This window comes from Celeribacter naphthalenivorans, assembly GCF_020524585.1.
Lineage (GTDB): Bacteria > Pseudomonadota > Alphaproteobacteria > Rhodobacterales > Rhodobacteraceae > Celeribacter > Celeribacter naphthalenivorans.
In genome coordinates, this window is record NZ_JAIVLK010000004.1 from 40,293 (window position 1) to 55,618 (window position 15,326).

Genomic DNA, 15,326 nt, shown 5'->3' on the forward strand with positions numbered 1-15,326 from the left:
CGGGGCTTCTTAAGGGAACGTCTTAAACGGTCATTCCGGCCATATTATGTCGCCGTGCGCGCGGTAAATCCATCTATGATCGCGCAAATGTGGCAGGAATGCGGCCAAATCGCAAGTTTTTGACCTTGCGAGGGAAACGGTGGCGCGGTCGCAGCACCGATTCACGCGGATTGTTTCTTAACCCCGCAAAGCTTGCCCGCCACGATCGAGACGACAGCTGCGACAAAGGAGAACAGCGCGCCCATCTTGGCCGCCGCCTGAATGGGAGTGTCGCCAAGCATGGCCGTGCCGTCAAAGGCCACCGCCGCAATGAACAGCGACACGGTAAACCCGATGGCCGCGACACAGCCGATCACCAGAAGATCGATGGTCCGCATCCCGGCCGGCAGACCCAGCCGCAACACATGCGCGGCAAAGGCGCCCATGACCAGAACGCCCACAGGTTTGCCGATCAAAAGCCCTGCCAGAACCAACCATGTCGGGTCCCCGATGGCGTTGAATTCGACGCCTGCGTTCAACAGGCCAAAGAAAAACAGGATGACCTCGACCGGGCTTTTGAGTTTGTGTTCGATGTCGTTCAACAGGTCATGCAGGTGCTCTTCTGCGGCGGCAAAAATCCCGAAGGCGCGGTCGGCATGCGGGATGGTCGGCACGATGGGCAAGAGGCCCAGCGCCGGGTGAATGCCCGCGCGCATAAAGCCGTACCAGGAAATGCAGCCCGCGATCAGATAGGGCCAGAACGTCAGGTTCTTGCGCACCCAGGTCGAGTTGGGGCGCAGCTGATTGCCCGCATCCATCTTGCGCGGCAGCCAGTTGGCGAGGACAAATACCACCACGGCGGCGGCCAAGGACAGCAAGAGCCACTGCGGGGCCAATTCGCCGGTCGGATAGAATATCGCCAAGATTACAAGGCCAGCCGCATCGTCTGCGATGGCCAAAAGCAACAGAAACCGCACCGCCGGATGCCCCGCGCCAAAGACCACGCGGCCCACCAGATAGGAAAACGCGATGTCGGTCGCGGTCGGCACGGCCCAGCCGTTCTTGACCGCATCGAAAGTGTCGGATCCCATGATCAGCGCAAGCCCCAGATAGACCGCAATCGGCCCCAGCATCCCGCCAGAGGTGGCGATCAGGGGCGTGGCGGCTTTCTTGCCACGCAGGCTGCCGTTCTTGAGGATCACCGCCTCCCAGACCTCTTTCGCGGCGATGGCAAAGAAGAAGGCCATGAAGAGATCGTTGAACAGGTAATGCAGCGTCAAGGTACGATGGACATGACCGTGATCGTCGACATGGGCGTGGCCGATAAAGAAATTCTCGGCGATCGGGTATTCGACAAACGCGTGGTAGGACTGGGCATCCACATTCGCCCAGATCAGCGCCAAAATCGCACCGATGATCAAGAGCAGCGAATAGTTGGTGATAAAATTCCAGACCTTATACATGCTCAGCCCTTTTTAACCCGATCCCGTCGGTTTGGGTGGCACCCAGTGGTCGGATGTTCACCAAACCCTATAGCCGGGATAATTCAACTGGGCTTTCAGAGCAAGCGCGGGCCGCGTCAGCCCGCGCGTGCAAGCGGGATTAGAAGGCGGACCAGATCACCCCGGCCAGAACCGCGCCCATGAGGGCAAAGCCGATATAGGCGGCAAAGACGCGCGGTTTGACCAGTGCCCAGACCGCCACCGCCGCCGGGATACAGGAAATGCCGCCCGCGATCATAAAGGACATGGCGGCGCCCTCGGCCATGCCTTGTGAGATCAGCCCGGACATCAGCGGCACGGCGGCAAAGCCGTTGAGATAGGCGGGCGCACCGATGACGGCGCCGATCAGGATCGGTTTAAGGCCCTCGCCGCCCATCACAGAGGCGATCACATCGGCGGGCAGGTAGGAGAGCATGACGCTTTCGAGCGCATAGGCGACGAGCATCCATTTGCCCAAGAAAAGAAGGTTCTTGAGAAAACTCGATTTGAAGGTGTCGATGCGGTCGCGGTCGCGCCAAAACGTCCAGTTCGGCTTGCCGCGCAGACCGGAGGTGGCGCAGCAGGAGGGCTTGTCGAAAGCCTTGAGTGGATCGGCAAAAAGCGCCGTGCCGCCCAGAAGTTTGACGCCCAAACCGCCCAAAAGCCCGATGCCCACGGCGGCGACGGTTTTGGCCACGGCGAAATCCATGCCCAACTCGCCCGCGGTGACAAAGAACATCGCCGGGTCCATCAGCGGCGAGGCCAGCCAAAACGCCATGACGGCAGACAAAGGCACGCCCATGGCAAGCGAGGCGGCGATAAAGGGGATGACCTGACAGGAGCAAAAGGGCGAAATGCCGCCCACAAGCGCCGCCACAAAGATCATCTGCATCTCGCGGCCCTCAAACGCCCTGCTCAACAGGGTCTCGGCGCCCGTGGCCTGAACGTAAGCGGTGGCGAGGATGGCGAACAACAGGAAGGGCACGACCTCCCAGAGAGCTTCCAGCGTGAATTTGAAGGTCGGGAACAGGTTTGCGGGGTCAAAGACGGCCACGGCCAAGAGCACCAGCCCTGTGAGCAGGAGCGCCTTGTCGAGCCGCTTCCAAAGTTGTGGGAGGCGCGGCGGGGTTTGGGTGAGATCAGTCATGACAATGGGCCTCCGGGGTGCAGGTGTCATCTGTGCAGTCGGCGCAGCATTCGTCCAAAAGACCTGTGAGCTGGCTTTGCAGCTGGTCGTAATCGGCGGCGATGCAGATCACCGACCGGCCTTGTTTTTCCTGTTTGACGACGCCGACGGCGGCGAGCGTTTTCATGTGATGCGTGAGTGTGGCGCCGGTGATGCCGGTGCGATTGCCCAGCTCTCCGATGGACAGCCCCTTTGGTCCCGCCCGCAAAAGCGTGCGCAGGACCATGAGGCGCTGTTCGGACCCCAGCGCGGAAAACATGCTGGCGGCTTCGGCGAGGGACAGGTCATCGAATTGCGTATTCGGTCTTGGGGTGGACATCCGGGACTCCGTGCTATGATTCATTTCTATATTTCTAAAAATATTAAAATGAGTCAAGTGGCCAATCTGCCGCTGTCGCGCTACAACCTCAAAATGACACTCGCTCAGGACATCCAAACCTGCCGCCTCTGCGCCGATCGCTTTGCCGTGACGGCAACGCGACACAGCCCGCGTCCGGTGGTCTGGTTCCGTCCCACTGCGCGCATCCTAATCGCCGGACAGGCCCCCGGCGCGCGGGTGCATGAGAGCGGGCGGCCCTTTACCGATGCCTCGGGCGAGCGGCTGCGCGCCTGGTTGGGGCTGGATGAGGCGGTGTTTTATGACCGCGACCGCATCGCCATCGTGCCGATGGGCTTTTGCTTTCCGGGGTATGACGCCAAGGGATCGGACCTGCCGCCGCCCGCGCTCTGTCGCGACACATGGCATGACAAGGTGATGACGGAGCTGACCGATCTGGAGCTGATCCTGCCCGTGGGTCTCCACGCGATCCGTTATCACACCGGCCACAAAGGCAGTCTGACCGAGGCGGTGATGAACTGGCGCGCCGATGCGCCGCGTCTCTTTCCCTTGCCTCATCCGTCCTGGCGCAATACGGCTTGGCTCAGGAAAAATCCGTGGTTCGAGGCCGAGCTTTTGCCAGACCTGCGCGCCCGTATCCAAACGCTGTTGTGAGAGATGAGATGACCGAACAGACCCCGATTGATCTGGCCCATGCCGCCATGCAGGCCGCCCCCGACGACGACAACGCGCGTCTGCGGTTTTTCGAACGGGTGGCCGATGGCGAATGGTTTTTGCTATTGGACGAAGAACATGACGGCGAAGGTCCGATCACGCCGCGTGTCTTTCCGGTCGAGGCGGATAATTTCGTGCTGGCCTTTGATCGCGAGCAACGTTTGGCGGAATTCGCGGGCCATGCGCCCTATGCCGCGATGTCGGGGCGGGTTTTGGCGGAAATGCTGGCGGGGTCGGGCTATGGTCTTGGGCTGAACCTGTCGGTGGCCCCGTCTGAAATGCTTTTGCCGGGGGCAGCGGTCGATTGGCTTCATGCGACTTTGGGCAATGCGCCCACCGAGGGCCATGGCAAAGCCGAAGAGATTTTCCCGCCTGCGGGCCTGCCTGAATCTTTGATCGTGGCGTTGGATGCAAAGCTTGCGATTGCGGGCGGGCTGGCGAGGCTCGTGTATCTTGCGGGCGTGAAATACGAGGACGGGGTGCGTTCGCATCTTTTGGCTTTCGTGGATCAAATCCCCGGCGCGGAAGATGCGTTGGCGAAACTCGTCTCCGAGGCACTGATTTTTTCCGGCGTCGAGGCGGGCGCTTTGGATGTGGCGTTTTTCAAATCTTCCGATCCGCTCTGTGCGCCTCTGGCCCGCTTTGGCCTGCGGTTCGATTTGCCGGAGCCGGAGCCGATCTCGACCGGACCCTCTGCGCCGGGCATGGACCCGAATGCCCCGCCGAAACTGCGGTGATGTGAGTATTTACCGCAGCAAAGGAAACGCAATGGTTGGGGTCAGTAGCCTGCGCTGCGGTTCACGAGATGCAGCAGTGGCTCACCCGCCTCTGAGCGCCGGATGTTTTCCGCGATGACGCCAGAGGCGGTGTTGGCGCGGGTCTCGGCGGCGATATGGGGCGTGACCGTGACGTTGGGATGCGCCCAATAGGGGTGATCGGCGGGCAGGGGCTCGGTGCGGAAGACGTCGAGCGTGGCGTGCCCGATTTGACCGCTCTCCAAAGCCGCCAAAAGGGCATCATCGTCGATCAGAGTGCCGCGCCCCGGATTCACGATCCGCGCGCCTTTGGGCATCAACGCAAGCGTGTCGGCATTCAAAGTGTTTTGCGTCGCCGCCGTGTCGGGCAGGAGAGTGACGAGGATCTCGGCGGAGCTCAGCGCCTCAGCGAGGCCCTCGGGGCCGTGGAGGCAGGTGAGACCGTCAATCTCTTTGGGGCGCCGAGACCAGCCGGTGACGTCAAAGCCGAGCTGAGAGAGCGCCACGGCGCAGGTCCGGCCCAATTCGCCAAGCCCCAGAACCGTCACGCGGCGATCCTTGGCCAGAGGTGGCGTGATGTGATCCCATTGGCCGTTCAACCCGTGAATATGGCGATCCATCCCGAGGTGATAGCGCATCACATGGCCAACGACATAATCCCGCATCCCAAGTGCAAGGCCCGGATCTACCATGCGACACAGGGGCTGGGTCAGCGTCGGATTGGGGGCGATTTTCTCGACCCCGGCCCAGAGGCTCAACACGGCTTTGGCACGCGTGTAGGGCGTGAAGTCGGTGAGCGCGTCATTGGGGGCGTAGACGATGTAATCGACCTCTTCGGGCGAGGCGTCTCGGGTGAGGCGCGCGTCCAGACCAGCGTTTTCCAAGGCTTTCGTCAGCACGGCTTCGTAGGTCGGCCAAATCCGCTCAGGCGCGGAAAACAGCAGGGTCAGCGTCATCTTTTGCCTTACCTTTTGCTGCGGGGCCTGTGGACATGCGCCGATTGCACAATGCCGAAGGCGGCCAGCAGCACGAGCATCGCCGAGCCACCATAGGACACCAGCGGCAAGGGCACGCCCACGACAGGCATCAGGCCCATCACCATGGACATATTCACCGCGAAAAACAGGAAAAACGTGGCCGCGATGCCGATGGTCACCAGCGCGCCGAAGCGGTCTTTGTTGTTCATCGCGGAGACGAGACAAAAGACGATGATCCCGGCGTAAAGCGCCAAAAGCGAGAAGGCGCCGACAAAGCCGAATTCCTCCGCCAAAGTGGTGAAGATGAAGTCGGTGTGCTTTTCGGGCAGGAAGTTCAGACGCGACTGCGTGCCCTGCATGAACCCGCGCCCGGTCCAGCCGCCGGAGCCAAGCGCGATCTTGGCCTGGGTGATGTGATAGCCCGCGCCCAGAGGATCGGCAGAGGGATCGAGGAAGGTGTCGATGCGGCGATACTGATAGTCGTTGAGCAATTGCCAACCGGTGTCGCGCGAGGCGAAAACGGCGGTGATTAGCCCGGCGAAAAGTGCGATGACGACGCCGAAATAGATCCAGCTCACGCCCGCCGCGAACATCACGATGGCGCCGCCCGCAACCAAGAGGATCGAGGTGCCGAGGTCGGGCTGTTTGAGCACGAGGAAGGTCGGCACAAGGATCAAAACGACGGGAATCAAAACCCACAAGGGCCGCGAGACTTTCTCCAACGGCAGCCAGTCGTAATAGGCCGCTAAGAGCATCACGAGAGAGATTTTCATCAACTCGGAGGGCTGAAGCTTGATCGGGCCAAGATCGATCCAACGCTGCGCGCCCATGCCGACGTGGCCGAAAAATTCCACGAAGATCAAAAGCAGGAAGGAAAAGATATAGGCCAGCCCCGCGATATTGCGCCAAAACCAAATGGGCACCATGGCGATCATCAGCATCGCCACGATCCCCAGCGCAAAGCGTTTCATCTGCGGCTCTGCCCAAGGCTGAAACGAGCCGCCCGCGTTGGAATAGAGCATCAGAAAGCCGACCGAGGCGACGGCCGAGAGCAAAACCACGAGCGCCCAATTCAGATAAAGCACCTTGGCGATGCCTGTGGGCACCGTCTTGAGCGTGCTTTCGAGATAGCTCATGCCTGGCTCCTCTCGTCGCTCTCGCCCTCATCGCCGAGCAGCGGCAGGGTGCGAAAACGCTCGCGGATGGTATTGCGCTGCGAGCTTGGATAGGCCTCAAGCGGCGGCACGGCGCCATGCAGCGCAAAGAGCATCAGATCGCGGGCAATCGGCGCAGCGACAGAAGAGCCGCCGCCACCGTGTTCGACCACGACGGAGACCGCATAGCGCGGCGCATCATAGGGCGCATAGGACACGAACAGCGCATGGTCGCGTTCCTCCCATGGCACGTTGTTGTTGTTGACCACGGTCGAGCGCACCTGTGATGTGCCGGTCTTGCCTGCCATCCGCAGTGTTTCATCCGCGATGCGCGAGGCATAGGCCGTGCCGCGGTTGGAGTTCAGCACTTCGAACATGCCCTGACGCACCGCACGCAGCATGTTTTCGTTGATGTCCAGCGGCCCGCCCCCCAGCACCGGCTGTTCGACCCCGTTGATCGAACGGACAACGCGGGGGATCACTTCGCGGTTCGTGGCGAGGCGGGCGGTCATCACGGCAAGCTGCATGGGCGTGGCCAGAACAAAACCCTGTCCGATCGAGGCGTTGAGACTGTCGCCGACGACCCAATCCGCGCCGCGATTGGCCAGTTTCCACTGTTTGTCCGGCATGAGGCCCGAATTGATCCCCGACAGCGGCAGGTCATAGGTCTGACCCAGCCCCAGCTTGCGGCCCATTTCGGCGATTTTCTCGATGCCCGCACGCTGGGCGACTTCGTAATAATAGACGTCGCAGGAATGGCGCAGCGATCCTACGAGGTTCACATTGCCATGGCCCGCGCGTTTCCAACAATGGAACCGCCGCCCGCCGACCTCCGTGTGGCCCAGACAACGCACGGTTTCATCCGGCGAGATTACGCCAGCCTCCAGCGCCGCCAGCGCCGTCACCATTTTAAAGGTCGAGCCGGGGGGATAGGCGCCTTGCACGGATTTCGCGGGCAGGGGGCGGTGGTCGTTTTCCAGCAACGCATTGTAATTGGCGACGGAAATCCCGCGCACGAAGAGGTTCGGATCGAACGCAGGCGTCGAGCCGGCGGCGATGATGTCGCCGGTTTCCACGTCCATCACCACGGCGGCGGCACTCTCGGTGCCCAGACGCGCCTGCACGAAATTCTGCACCTTGTGATCGACGGTCAGCTGCACGTTGGATCCGGGCTGACCCTCTTGGCGGTCCAGCTCGCGGATGATCCGGGCATGCACGTTCTGCTCGACACGCCTGAGACCCGCCTTGCCCTTCAGCGTGTCTTCGAGCTTGGCCTCGATGCCGAATTTACCGAGCTGGAATTTCGGAATTTTGTAAACCGGATCGACCGTGTCCATCCGGGAGATGTCATAGCTCGACACCGGGCCGACATAGCCGACGAGATGGGCGAAATCACTGTGCAGCGGATAATAGCGCGACAGGCCGACCTCGGGCGTCACCCCCGGAAGCGCGGGGCCGTTGGCGGAGACGAGGGAAAAATCCTCCCAGCTCAGGCGATCCGCGATGATCACAGGCGCAGAAGGGCCGGCTTTTTTCAACTCGTCGCGTACGCGGGCCTGATCCTCGGCGGTGATGCCGATCAGCTCTTCGAGCTTGATGAGAACCGCGTCCAATTCGGCGGAATCTTCCTTGCGGATCACCACGCGGAGCGTCTGTTCGTTTTCGGCCAAAAGCGCGCCGTTGCGGTCGTAGATCAACCCACGCGCGGGCGCCAAAAGGAAATCGCGAATGCGGTTTTCCTCGGCCAAAAGTCGGAACGTGTCGGCCTGATCGACCTGCAAGTAGCGCATCCGCAGCCCCAAAGCGCCCATGAAAGCCACCTGAGAGCCGCCCAGAAACAGCGCGCGGCGGGTGATCTTGCGGGCGGAGGCGGCGTTTTCCGTAGGCGTTCGTTTCATCGCACATACCTCATCTCATCGGCCTCAGAGGGCGTGATCTTGGCGATGCCAAGCCCGTAATGGGAGATGGCAATGACGATAGGATAACTCAAGATCGTCGAAATTTGTCCCAAAATAGCCAGCCCCAGAGAGGTCTGATCCACCATGAAAATCGCGAGGCTCACGCGATAGGTCACCGCCATCGCCAGCATGACCCCGGCCACCATTGCCCATTCGATGGCAAAAGGCAGATCGCGCGAGGTGGGTTCGCGGCTGCGCAGGAATTCGAGGCCCATGATGCTGAGCGCGGCCCAAAGTCCCGGCGGGCGCAGGAAGATGAAATCGGCCAAAATCATAACGGCGGCCACAAGAAACACCGGCACGTAGTCGGGGCGTCTGAGGACCCAGGCAAAGGCGAAGGCGAGGATCAGATCGGGCCCCGGCCAGCGGCCTGAGCCGACTTGCAGCGGCAGAAGGTAGAAAAACGTCGCCAAGGCGGTGATCAACAGAAATACGCCGCGAAAGGACCATTTGCGCACCGTGCGGGGGTCAACCATTCTCGGCCTCCGCGCTTTGGTCTGTGTCTTCGACCCCGTCGATTTCGGGCTGCGGGACCTCGCGTTCCGGGATGATCAAGGCGCCGGGGTCCGTGATGCGCTCGCTCTGATGGGTGCGCAAGACACGCAGGTAATCCATCCGCTCGTAATCGGCGGCCAAAATGACGCGCAGGCGCCGGTCCGGGCCTTTGGCGACCTGACCGATCAGAATGCCCGGCGGGAACACCCCGCCATCTCCCGAAGAAATCACCCGGTCGCCGGGGCGGACAAGCTCGGGAGTCTCGATGAAATCGAGCGAGGGGCGGATGGAGTTGTCTCCCGACAGAATGGCGCGTTGCCCCGAGGGCTGGATCGTCACCGGCAGGCGCGAGTTGCTGTCGGTCAAGAGAATCACCCGCGCGGTGTTCTGGCCCACGCCGGAGATGCGGCCCACGAGGCCGATGCCGTCCATTGTGGCCCAGCCGTCCATGATCCCATCGCGCGCGCCGACGTTCAAAAGCACGGATTGGCGAAACGGCGAACCGCTGTCGGCCATCACGACGCCGGTCACATAGGTGTACCGCGGGTCGATCCGCACCTTGTTCAGGTCGAGAAGTTTGGCGTTTTTCTGTTCGAGCTGAAGCGCGGCTTCTTTCCAGGCCTGCATCTGACGCAGCTCGTTGCGCAGCTCCTGGTTCTGGTCGTAAAGCCGTTGATAACTCTGGAAATTCTCGATCATGCCGATGGTCTTGGTGACCGGCACCAAAGCCCATTCGAAGGAGGGCACAACCTTGTCGACCAGCCCCGCGCGGAGCCGTTCGACCCGGGGGCTGTCGATACGCCAAAGGATGAAGAGGCCGATAAAGCACAGAAGCATGACGCCGATCAGCAAACGCCGGATCGGGCGGACATAGGTTTCCGAATTGCCCTTGTTTCTGGCCATCTATCCTCCGGACCCGCGCGCCGGGCATGCCGCCAGACAATGTGCCGGGGAGGCGCCCAAAAGGCGCGAGCCCTCAGCTGTCGTAATCAATAACGTGCCGGAGTTGTTTCTCATATTCCAGCGCTTTGCCAGTGCCCAGAGCCACACAATTGAGTGACTCGTCGGCCACCGAAATGGCAAGGCCGGTCTGTTCGCGCAGCGCCAGATCCAGCTCACCCAGCAATGCCCCGCCACCGGTCAGCATCACGCCACGGTCGACGATGTCGGCGGCGAGATCCGGGGGCGTGGTTTCCAAGGCGGTCATCACCGCCTCGCAGATTTGAATGACCGGCTCGGCCAGCGCTTCGGCGACCTGTGCCTGGTTGATCTCGATCTCTTTCGGCACACCGTTCAACAGGTCGCGCCCGCGAATGGTCAGCACGGCGCCACGGCCGTCATCGGGCATCCGGGCGGTGCCGATGGTGGTCTTGATGCGCTCGGCGGTGCCTTCGCCGATCAAAAGGTTCTGTTGGCGGCGCAGGTAGGCGATGATGGCGTCATCCATCCGGTCGCCACCCACGCGCACGGAGCGCGCATACACGATGTCGCCCAAGGACAGAACGGCCACCTCGGTGGTGCCGCCGCCGATGTCCACAACCATGTTGCCGGTCGGATCGGTGATCGGCATGCCCGCCCCAATCGCCGCCGCGATCGGTTCGGCAATCAGCCCGGCCTTGCGCGCACCGGCGGAGAGCACGGATTGACGGATCGCGCGTTTCTCGACGGGGGTGGCGCCATGCGGCACGCAGACGATGATCTTCGGTTTGGAAAAGGTGGTGCGTTTGTGGACCTTGCGGATGAAATGTTTGATCATTTCTTCGGCGGTGTCGAAGTCGGCGATCACACCTTCGCGCATCGGGCGAATGGCTTCGATGGAGCCGGGGGTCTTGCCGAGCATGTGTTTGGCGTCTTCGCCGACGGCCAGCACCTGTTTGCGACCGTCTTTGACGTGATAGGCCACAACGGAAGGCTCATTGAGGATGACGCCCTTGCCCTTGACGTAGACCAGCGTGTTCGCCGTGCCCAAGTCGATTGCCATGTCGGAAGAGAAAAGTCCCGCAAATCCTGCCATTGTGTGCCCCGTATGTGCGCCCCGAATGCCCCGTCTGGCCTAAGATGCCAGCCGCGCAGGGGAGAATCCCCCCGTATCGGCAGACTTATAGGGGGCGTCGTGGCTATGGAAAAGGGGGCGATATCGCGGGTTTTGGCGAAGACTTGCTCAAAATCGCCTTTTGAGCATGAAAAAGGCGCCCACAAAGGAGCGCCTCTTCACAATTGCCTGAAAAGAATGCGGCGCAGCCTTTAGCTGGCGTCCGTGTATTTGATCTCACGCACATCGGCGTTGGGCGCGGTTTTGCCGCGACGCACGATCAGACGGTTCAGCGCGTTCACATAGGCCTTGGCGGAGGCAAAGACCGTATCCGTGTGCGAGCTTTGCCCGGTGGAAATCCGCCCGTCCTCTTCCATCCGCACCATCACGGTGGCCTGCGCGTCGGTGCCTTCGGTCACGGCCTGCACCTGATAAAGCTGCAACCGCGCCTGCGTCGGGTAGAGCGTCTTGATCGCCTTGAAGGTCGCGTCCACCGGCCCGTCGCCCTCGACCGTGCAATGGCTTTCGACGCCATTGATTTCGAGGATGATGTCGGCGGTTTGCGGCGCCTCGGAGCCACAGATCACGCGCAAATGCTTGATCTTGATGACCTCGTTCTGGCTGTCGGCCCCGGTGGCCTGCATCAGCGCGACGATGTCGTCATCCAGAACCTCTTTCTTGCGATCCGCCAATTCCTTGAAGCTGACAAACAGGTCTTTCAGCTGGTTGTCGCCCAAGGAGTAGCCCAGCTCGTCGAGCTTGGCGCGCAGAGCGGCGCGTCCGGAGTGTTTGCCCAGCGGCAAGGAAGTGCCCGACAGACCCACGTCCTGCGGACGCATGATCTCGAAGGTTTCCTTGTTCTTCAGCATGCCATCCTGGTGGATGCCGCTCTCATGGGCAAAGGCGTTTTTGCCGACGATGGCCTTGTTCGGCTGGACCGCAAAGCCCGAAACCTGCGACACGCGGCGGGAGATGTTCATGATCTTCGTCGTGTCGATCCCGGTCGAAAACGGCATCACATCGTTGCGCACCTTGAGCGCCATGACGACCTCTTCGAGCGCGGTGTTGCCCGCACGTTCGCCCAGACCGTTGATCGTACATTCGATTTGACGGGCACCGGCTTCGACGGCGGCCAGAGCGTTGGCGGTCGCCATGCCCAGATCGTTGTGACAGTGCGTGGCAAAGACGATCTCATCGGCGCCCGGCACGCGCTCGAGCAGCATGCGGATGATGTCCGCACTTTCGCGCGGCGTGGTGTAGCCCACGGTGTCGGGGATGTTGATCGTGGTGGCACCCGCCTTGATCGCGATCTCGACCACACGGCAGAGGTAATCATGCTCGGTGCGGATCGCATCCATCGGCGACCATTGCACGTTGTCCGTCAGGTTGCGGGCGTGGGTCACGGTTTCGTGGATCTTGTCGGCCATCTCGTCCATCGTCAGCGCCGTGATGTCACGGTGCAGGGGCGAGGTGCCGATAAACGTGTGAATCCGCGGACGCGCGGCGTGACGCACGGCTTCCATACAGCGGTCGATGTCACGCAGGCTGGCGCGGGCCAGACCGCAGATCACGGAGTTCTTGGAATTCTTCGCGATCTCGCTGACCGCTTCGAAATCGCCCTCGGAGGCAATCGGAAAGCCCGCCTCGATGATGTCCACGCCCATCTCGTCGAGCATGGCGGCGATCTCGAGCTTTTCATTGTGGCTCATGGTCGCGCCGGGGGATTGTTCGCCGTCCCGCAGGGTCGTGTCGAAAATCAGGACGCGGTCCTGTTTGGATGTCTCGGTCATTTTGAAATCTCTCTTTTAGTCCTTAGCGTTTCTCTCCGGCGCATGCGGTCACCTCTGAGCATCGCGCCGTCGGCACGCTCAGAGGCAGCTAAGAAGGAGGAGGCCACGACGAAGCGCCGCACCAGCGTGCGGGGGCAAGGCAAAATGGCATGCCGCGATATGTGTCGTGCTCGTCATGGGGTCGGAATATACTCCGCGCGGGCGGCTTGAAAACCCCAAAAATCCAAAAGTCTGATTTTGAACCATATTGAGCGCGGAGGCGTACTGTCTCTGAGAGGATAAAGAGATGAGAGCATTGGTCATTGGGACCTCGGGCGGGATTGGTGCGGCTGTCTGTCGTGGTTTCACGGCTCAGGGGATGGCGGTCACAGGCCTGTCGCGGCGCGAAGACGGGTTGGACGTGTCCGATCCCGACAGCGTGGCACGGCATCTGGGCGCCCTCGAAGGTCCGTTCGAGCGGGCGGTGATTGCCACGGGAAAACTCGACGGGGCCGGGGCTCCGCCGGAGAAATCTTTGCGGATGTTGAGTGCCGAGGCGCTGTTGGATCAATTCGCCACCAATGCCATCGGCCCGGCTTTGATCCTGCGCGAATTGCCTCGGCTCTTGCCAAAAGATGCGCCCTCGGTGGTGGCGGTTCTAACTGCGCGGGTCGGTTCTATTGGCGACAATCATATGGGCGGCTGGTACAGCTACCGCGCGGCGAAGGCGGCGGCCAATCAATTGACCCGCACGGCGGCGATCGAGATCGCGCGCAGTCACAATGAGGCCTGCCTCATCGCCTACCACCCAGGCACGGTGGCCACAAAATTCACCGAAGGCTACAGCCGTGACAAGTTGAGCCCGGAGGACGCCGCCGGACATCTGATCGACGTCATGGCGGCGCGGGGCGCGGGCGACACCGGGCGGTTTTATGACTGGAAAGGCGACGAGGTGCCGTGGTGAGCCGTGTCATTCTGATCCTTGGCGATCAGCTCTCGCCTCAGATGTCGTCGCTCAAAGAAGGCGACAAGACCCGTGATCTGGTCGTCATGGCAGAGGTTGCCGACGAGACCGATTACGTCCGGCATCACCCGAAAAAGATCGCGCTGATCTTTGCCGCCATGCGCCATTTCGCCAAAGAGCTGCGCGCGGCGGGCTGGCAGGTGGCCTACACAAAGCTCGATGATGCGGACAATGCGCAGTCGCTTTTGGGCGAAGCGCGACGTCGGGCGCAAGACCACGGCGCGGATGAGATTGTCATGACTGAGGCCGGGGAATGGCGATTGCGCCTGGAGGCCGAGGAAAGCGCTATCCCGGTGCGGCAATTGCCGGACACGCGATTTATTGCGACAGAACAGGAGTTTGCGGGCTGGGCCGAGGGGCGCAAGGTGCTTCGGATGGAGTATTTTTACCGTGAAATGCGGCGCAAGACCGGGTTGTTGATGGAGGGTGACGCGCCCTCAGGTGGGCAATGGAATTTCGACCACGACAATCGCAAACCCGCCTCGGATGATCTGTTCCGGGCCAAGCCTCTGACGTTCGAGCCGGACGACATCACCCGCGAGGTCCTCGATCTGGTCGAGGCTCGGTTTGGCGAAAATTTCGGAGAGCTGCGCCCGTTCACCTATGCCGTGACACGCCAAGACGCGGACCGCGCGCAGCAGCATTTCCTCGACCATCATTTGCAGGATTTCGGCACCTATCAGGACGCGATGCTCTCAAATGACCGCGTGCTGCATCACTCGCTTTTGTCCGCCTATCTCAACATCGGTCTTTTGGAACCGCTGGCGCTCTGCCGCGCGGTCGAGAAACGCTACCGCGACGGCAAAGTGCCGATCAACTCCGCCGAGGGCTTCATCCGGCAGATCCTCGGCTGGCGTGAATATGTGCGGGGGCTGTATTTTCTCAAAGGCCCCGACTATCCGCATCAGAATAAGCTCAACCATCAACGCGGCCTGCCGGCGCTCTATTGGGGCGCTGAGACCCGGATGAATTGCCTGTCGCACGCGGTCGCTCAGACCCGCGAAGACGCCTATGCCCACCACATTCAGCGCCTCATGGTGACGGGCAATTTCGCACTTTTGGCCGGAGTTAATCCGAAGGAGGTGCATGAATGGTATCTCGCCGTCTATATCGACGCTTTCGAGTGGGTCGAGGCGCCCAACACGGTGGGGATGAGCCAATTCGCCGACGGCGGGGTGATCGCGTCGAAACCCTATATTTCCTCGGGCAATTACATCCACAAGATGTCGGATTATTGCGGTGCCTGCGCCTATTCAGTGACGCAGAAGACGGGGGAGGGGGCCTGTCCTTTTAACCTGCTCTATTGGCACTTCCTCGACCACCACCGTGAGCGGTTCAAAGGCAATCCTCGCATGAGCCAGATGTATCGGACCTGGGATCGGATGGATGAGGGGAAGCGTGCGGTGATATTGAAAGAGGCGGCCGCATTTCTGGACCGCCTCTCAAAAGGGGAAACTGTTTAGGG

At 61.3% G+C, this 15,326-nt stretch carries 14 protein-coding genes; 4 read left to right on the forward strand and 10 right to left on the reverse strand.

The features are described from left to right. Window positions 1-161 precede the first annotated feature (161 nt). The 3 genes from LC094_RS09675 to LC094_RS09685 form a co-directional block, all read right to left on the reverse strand. Complete coding sequence (locus LC094_RS09675; RefSeq protein ID WP_226552367.1) at window positions 162-1,442, reverse strand: Na+/H+ antiporter NhaA; 1,281 nt, start codon at window positions 1,440-1,442, stop codon at window positions 162-164. A gap of 139 nt (window positions 1,443-1,581) precedes the next feature. Beyond that, on the reverse strand, window positions 1,582-2,607 hold the full coding sequence (locus LC094_RS09680) for a permease (protein WP_226552369.1): 1,026 nt from the start codon (window positions 2,605-2,607) through the stop codon (window positions 1,582-1,584). Then, window positions 2,600-2,965, reverse strand: coding sequence for an ArsR/SmtB family transcription factor (locus LC094_RS09685; RefSeq protein ID WP_226552371.1), 366 nt, complete (start codon window positions 2,963-2,965; stop codon window positions 2,600-2,602). The genes LC094_RS09680 and LC094_RS09685 overlap by 8 nt, the downstream gene beginning before the upstream one ends. 93 nt (window positions 2,966-3,058) lie before the next feature. Between LC094_RS09685 and LC094_RS09690 the strand changes: the two genes are divergently transcribed. Both LC094_RS09690 and LC094_RS09695 read left to right on the forward strand, forming a co-directional pair. Further along, window positions 3,059-3,637 carry a uracil-DNA glycosylase family protein gene (locus LC094_RS09690; RefSeq protein ID WP_226552900.1) on the forward strand — a complete coding sequence of 193 codons (579 nt, stop codon included), beginning with the start codon at window positions 3,059-3,061 and terminating at the stop codon, window positions 3,635-3,637. Between the two features lie 8 nt (window positions 3,638-3,645). Then, on the forward strand, window positions 3,646-4,434 hold the full coding sequence (locus tag LC094_RS09695; protein ID WP_226552373.1) for an SseB family protein: 789 nt from the start codon (window positions 3,646-3,648) through the stop codon (window positions 4,432-4,434). A 41-nt stretch (window positions 4,435-4,475) separates the two neighbouring features. Here LC094_RS09695 and LC094_RS09700 read toward each other — a convergent pair whose 3' ends face one another. The 7 genes from LC094_RS09700 to LC094_RS09730 form a co-directional block, all read right to left on the reverse strand. Beyond that, on the reverse strand, window positions 4,476-5,408 hold the full coding sequence (locus LC094_RS09700) for a 2-hydroxyacid dehydrogenase (protein WP_226552375.1): 933 nt from the start codon (window positions 5,406-5,408) through the stop codon (window positions 4,476-4,478). Window positions 5,409-5,416: 8 nt separating this feature from the next. Beyond that, the gene (gene rodA, locus LC094_RS09705) at window positions 5,417-6,565 is read right to left on the reverse strand and encodes a rod shape-determining protein RodA (protein ID WP_226552377.1); all 1,149 of its coding nucleotides are present in this window, start codon (window positions 6,563-6,565) and stop codon (window positions 5,417-5,419) included. Next, complete coding sequence (gene mrdA, locus LC094_RS09710; protein ID WP_226552379.1) at window positions 6,562-8,481, reverse strand: penicillin-binding protein 2; 1,920 nt, start codon at window positions 8,479-8,481, stop codon at window positions 6,562-6,564. Before mrdA ends, rodA begins: the two co-directional genes overlap by 4 nt. Next, window positions 8,478-9,017, reverse strand: coding sequence for a rod shape-determining protein MreD (locus LC094_RS09715; RefSeq protein ID WP_226552381.1), 540 nt, complete (start codon window positions 9,015-9,017; stop codon window positions 8,478-8,480). The genes mrdA and LC094_RS09715 overlap by 4 nt, the downstream gene beginning before the upstream one ends. Then, window positions 9,010-9,939 (reverse strand): rod shape-determining protein MreC, encoded by a 930-nt coding sequence (gene mreC, locus LC094_RS09720; RefSeq protein WP_226552383.1) that lies wholly within the window; start codon window positions 9,937-9,939, stop codon window positions 9,010-9,012. Before mreC ends, LC094_RS09715 begins: the two co-directional genes overlap by 8 nt. Before the next feature lie 73 nt (window positions 9,940-10,012). Further along, window positions 10,013-11,050, reverse strand: a complete 1,038-nt coding sequence (locus tag LC094_RS09725; protein WP_226552385.1) for a rod shape-determining protein — start codon at window positions 11,048-11,050, stop codon at window positions 10,013-10,015. Window positions 11,051-11,280: 230 nt separating this feature from the next. Further along, window positions 11,281-12,858, reverse strand: coding sequence for a 2-isopropylmalate synthase (locus LC094_RS09730; protein ID WP_226552387.1), 1,578 nt, complete (start codon window positions 12,856-12,858; stop codon window positions 11,281-11,283). Window positions 12,859-13,144: 286 nt separating this feature from the next. Between LC094_RS09730 and LC094_RS09735 the strand changes: the two genes are divergently transcribed. Together LC094_RS09735 and LC094_RS09740 are read left to right on the forward strand one after the other, a co-directional pair. Then, the gene (locus LC094_RS09735; RefSeq protein WP_226552389.1) at window positions 13,145-13,801 is read left to right on the forward strand and encodes an SDR family NAD(P)-dependent oxidoreductase; all 657 of its coding nucleotides are present in this window, start codon (window positions 13,145-13,147) and stop codon (window positions 13,799-13,801) included. Next, window positions 13,795-15,324 carry a cryptochrome/photolyase family protein gene (locus tag LC094_RS09740; protein ID WP_319003286.1) on the forward strand — a complete coding sequence of 510 codons (1,530 nt, stop codon included), beginning with the start codon at window positions 13,795-13,797 and terminating at the stop codon, window positions 15,322-15,324. Before LC094_RS09735 ends, LC094_RS09740 begins: the two co-directional genes overlap by 7 nt. The last annotated feature ends 2 nt before the right edge of the window (window positions 15,325-15,326 follow it).

Coding starts and splice junctions, on each gene's coding strand:
- LC094_RS09675 (WP_226552367.1), bottom strand. CDS start 1,442: ATGTATAAGGTCTGGAATTTTATCACCAACTATTCGCTGCTCTTGATC.
- LC094_RS09680 (WP_226552369.1), bottom strand. CDS start 2,607: ATGACTGATCTCACCCAAACCCCGCCGCGCCTCCCACAACTTTGGAAG.
- LC094_RS09685 (WP_226552371.1), bottom strand. CDS start 2,965: ATGTCCACCCCAAGACCGAATACGCAATTCGATGACCTGTCCCTCGCC.
- LC094_RS09690 (WP_226552900.1), top strand. CDS start 3,059: ATGACACTCGCTCAGGACATCCAAACCTGCCGCCTCTGCGCCGATCGC.
- LC094_RS09695 (WP_226552373.1), top strand. CDS start 3,646: ATGACCGAACAGACCCCGATTGATCTGGCCCATGCCGCCATGCAGGCC.
- LC094_RS09700 (WP_226552375.1), bottom strand. CDS start 5,408: ATGACGCTGACCCTGCTGTTTTCCGCGCCTGAGCGGATTTGGCCGACC.
- rodA (WP_226552377.1), bottom strand. CDS start 6,565: ATGAGCTATCTCGAAAGCACGCTCAAGACGGTGCCCACAGGCATCGCC.
- mrdA (WP_226552379.1), bottom strand. CDS start 8,481: ATGAAACGAACGCCTACGGAAAACGCCGCCTCCGCCCGCAAGATCACC.
- LC094_RS09715 (WP_226552381.1), bottom strand. CDS start 9,017: ATGGTTGACCCCCGCACGGTGCGCAAATGGTCCTTTCGCGGCGTATTT.
- mreC (WP_226552383.1), bottom strand. CDS start 9,939: ATGGCCAGAAACAAGGGCAATTCGGAAACCTATGTCCGCCCGATCCGG.
- LC094_RS09725 (WP_226552385.1), bottom strand. CDS start 11,050: ATGGCAGGATTTGCGGGACTTTTCTCTTCCGACATGGCAATCGACTTG.
- LC094_RS09730 (WP_226552387.1), bottom strand. CDS start 12,858: ATGACCGAGACATCCAAACAGGACCGCGTCCTGATTTTCGACACGACC.
- LC094_RS09735 (WP_226552389.1), top strand. CDS start 13,145: ATGAGAGCATTGGTCATTGGGACCTCGGGCGGGATTGGTGCGGCTGTC.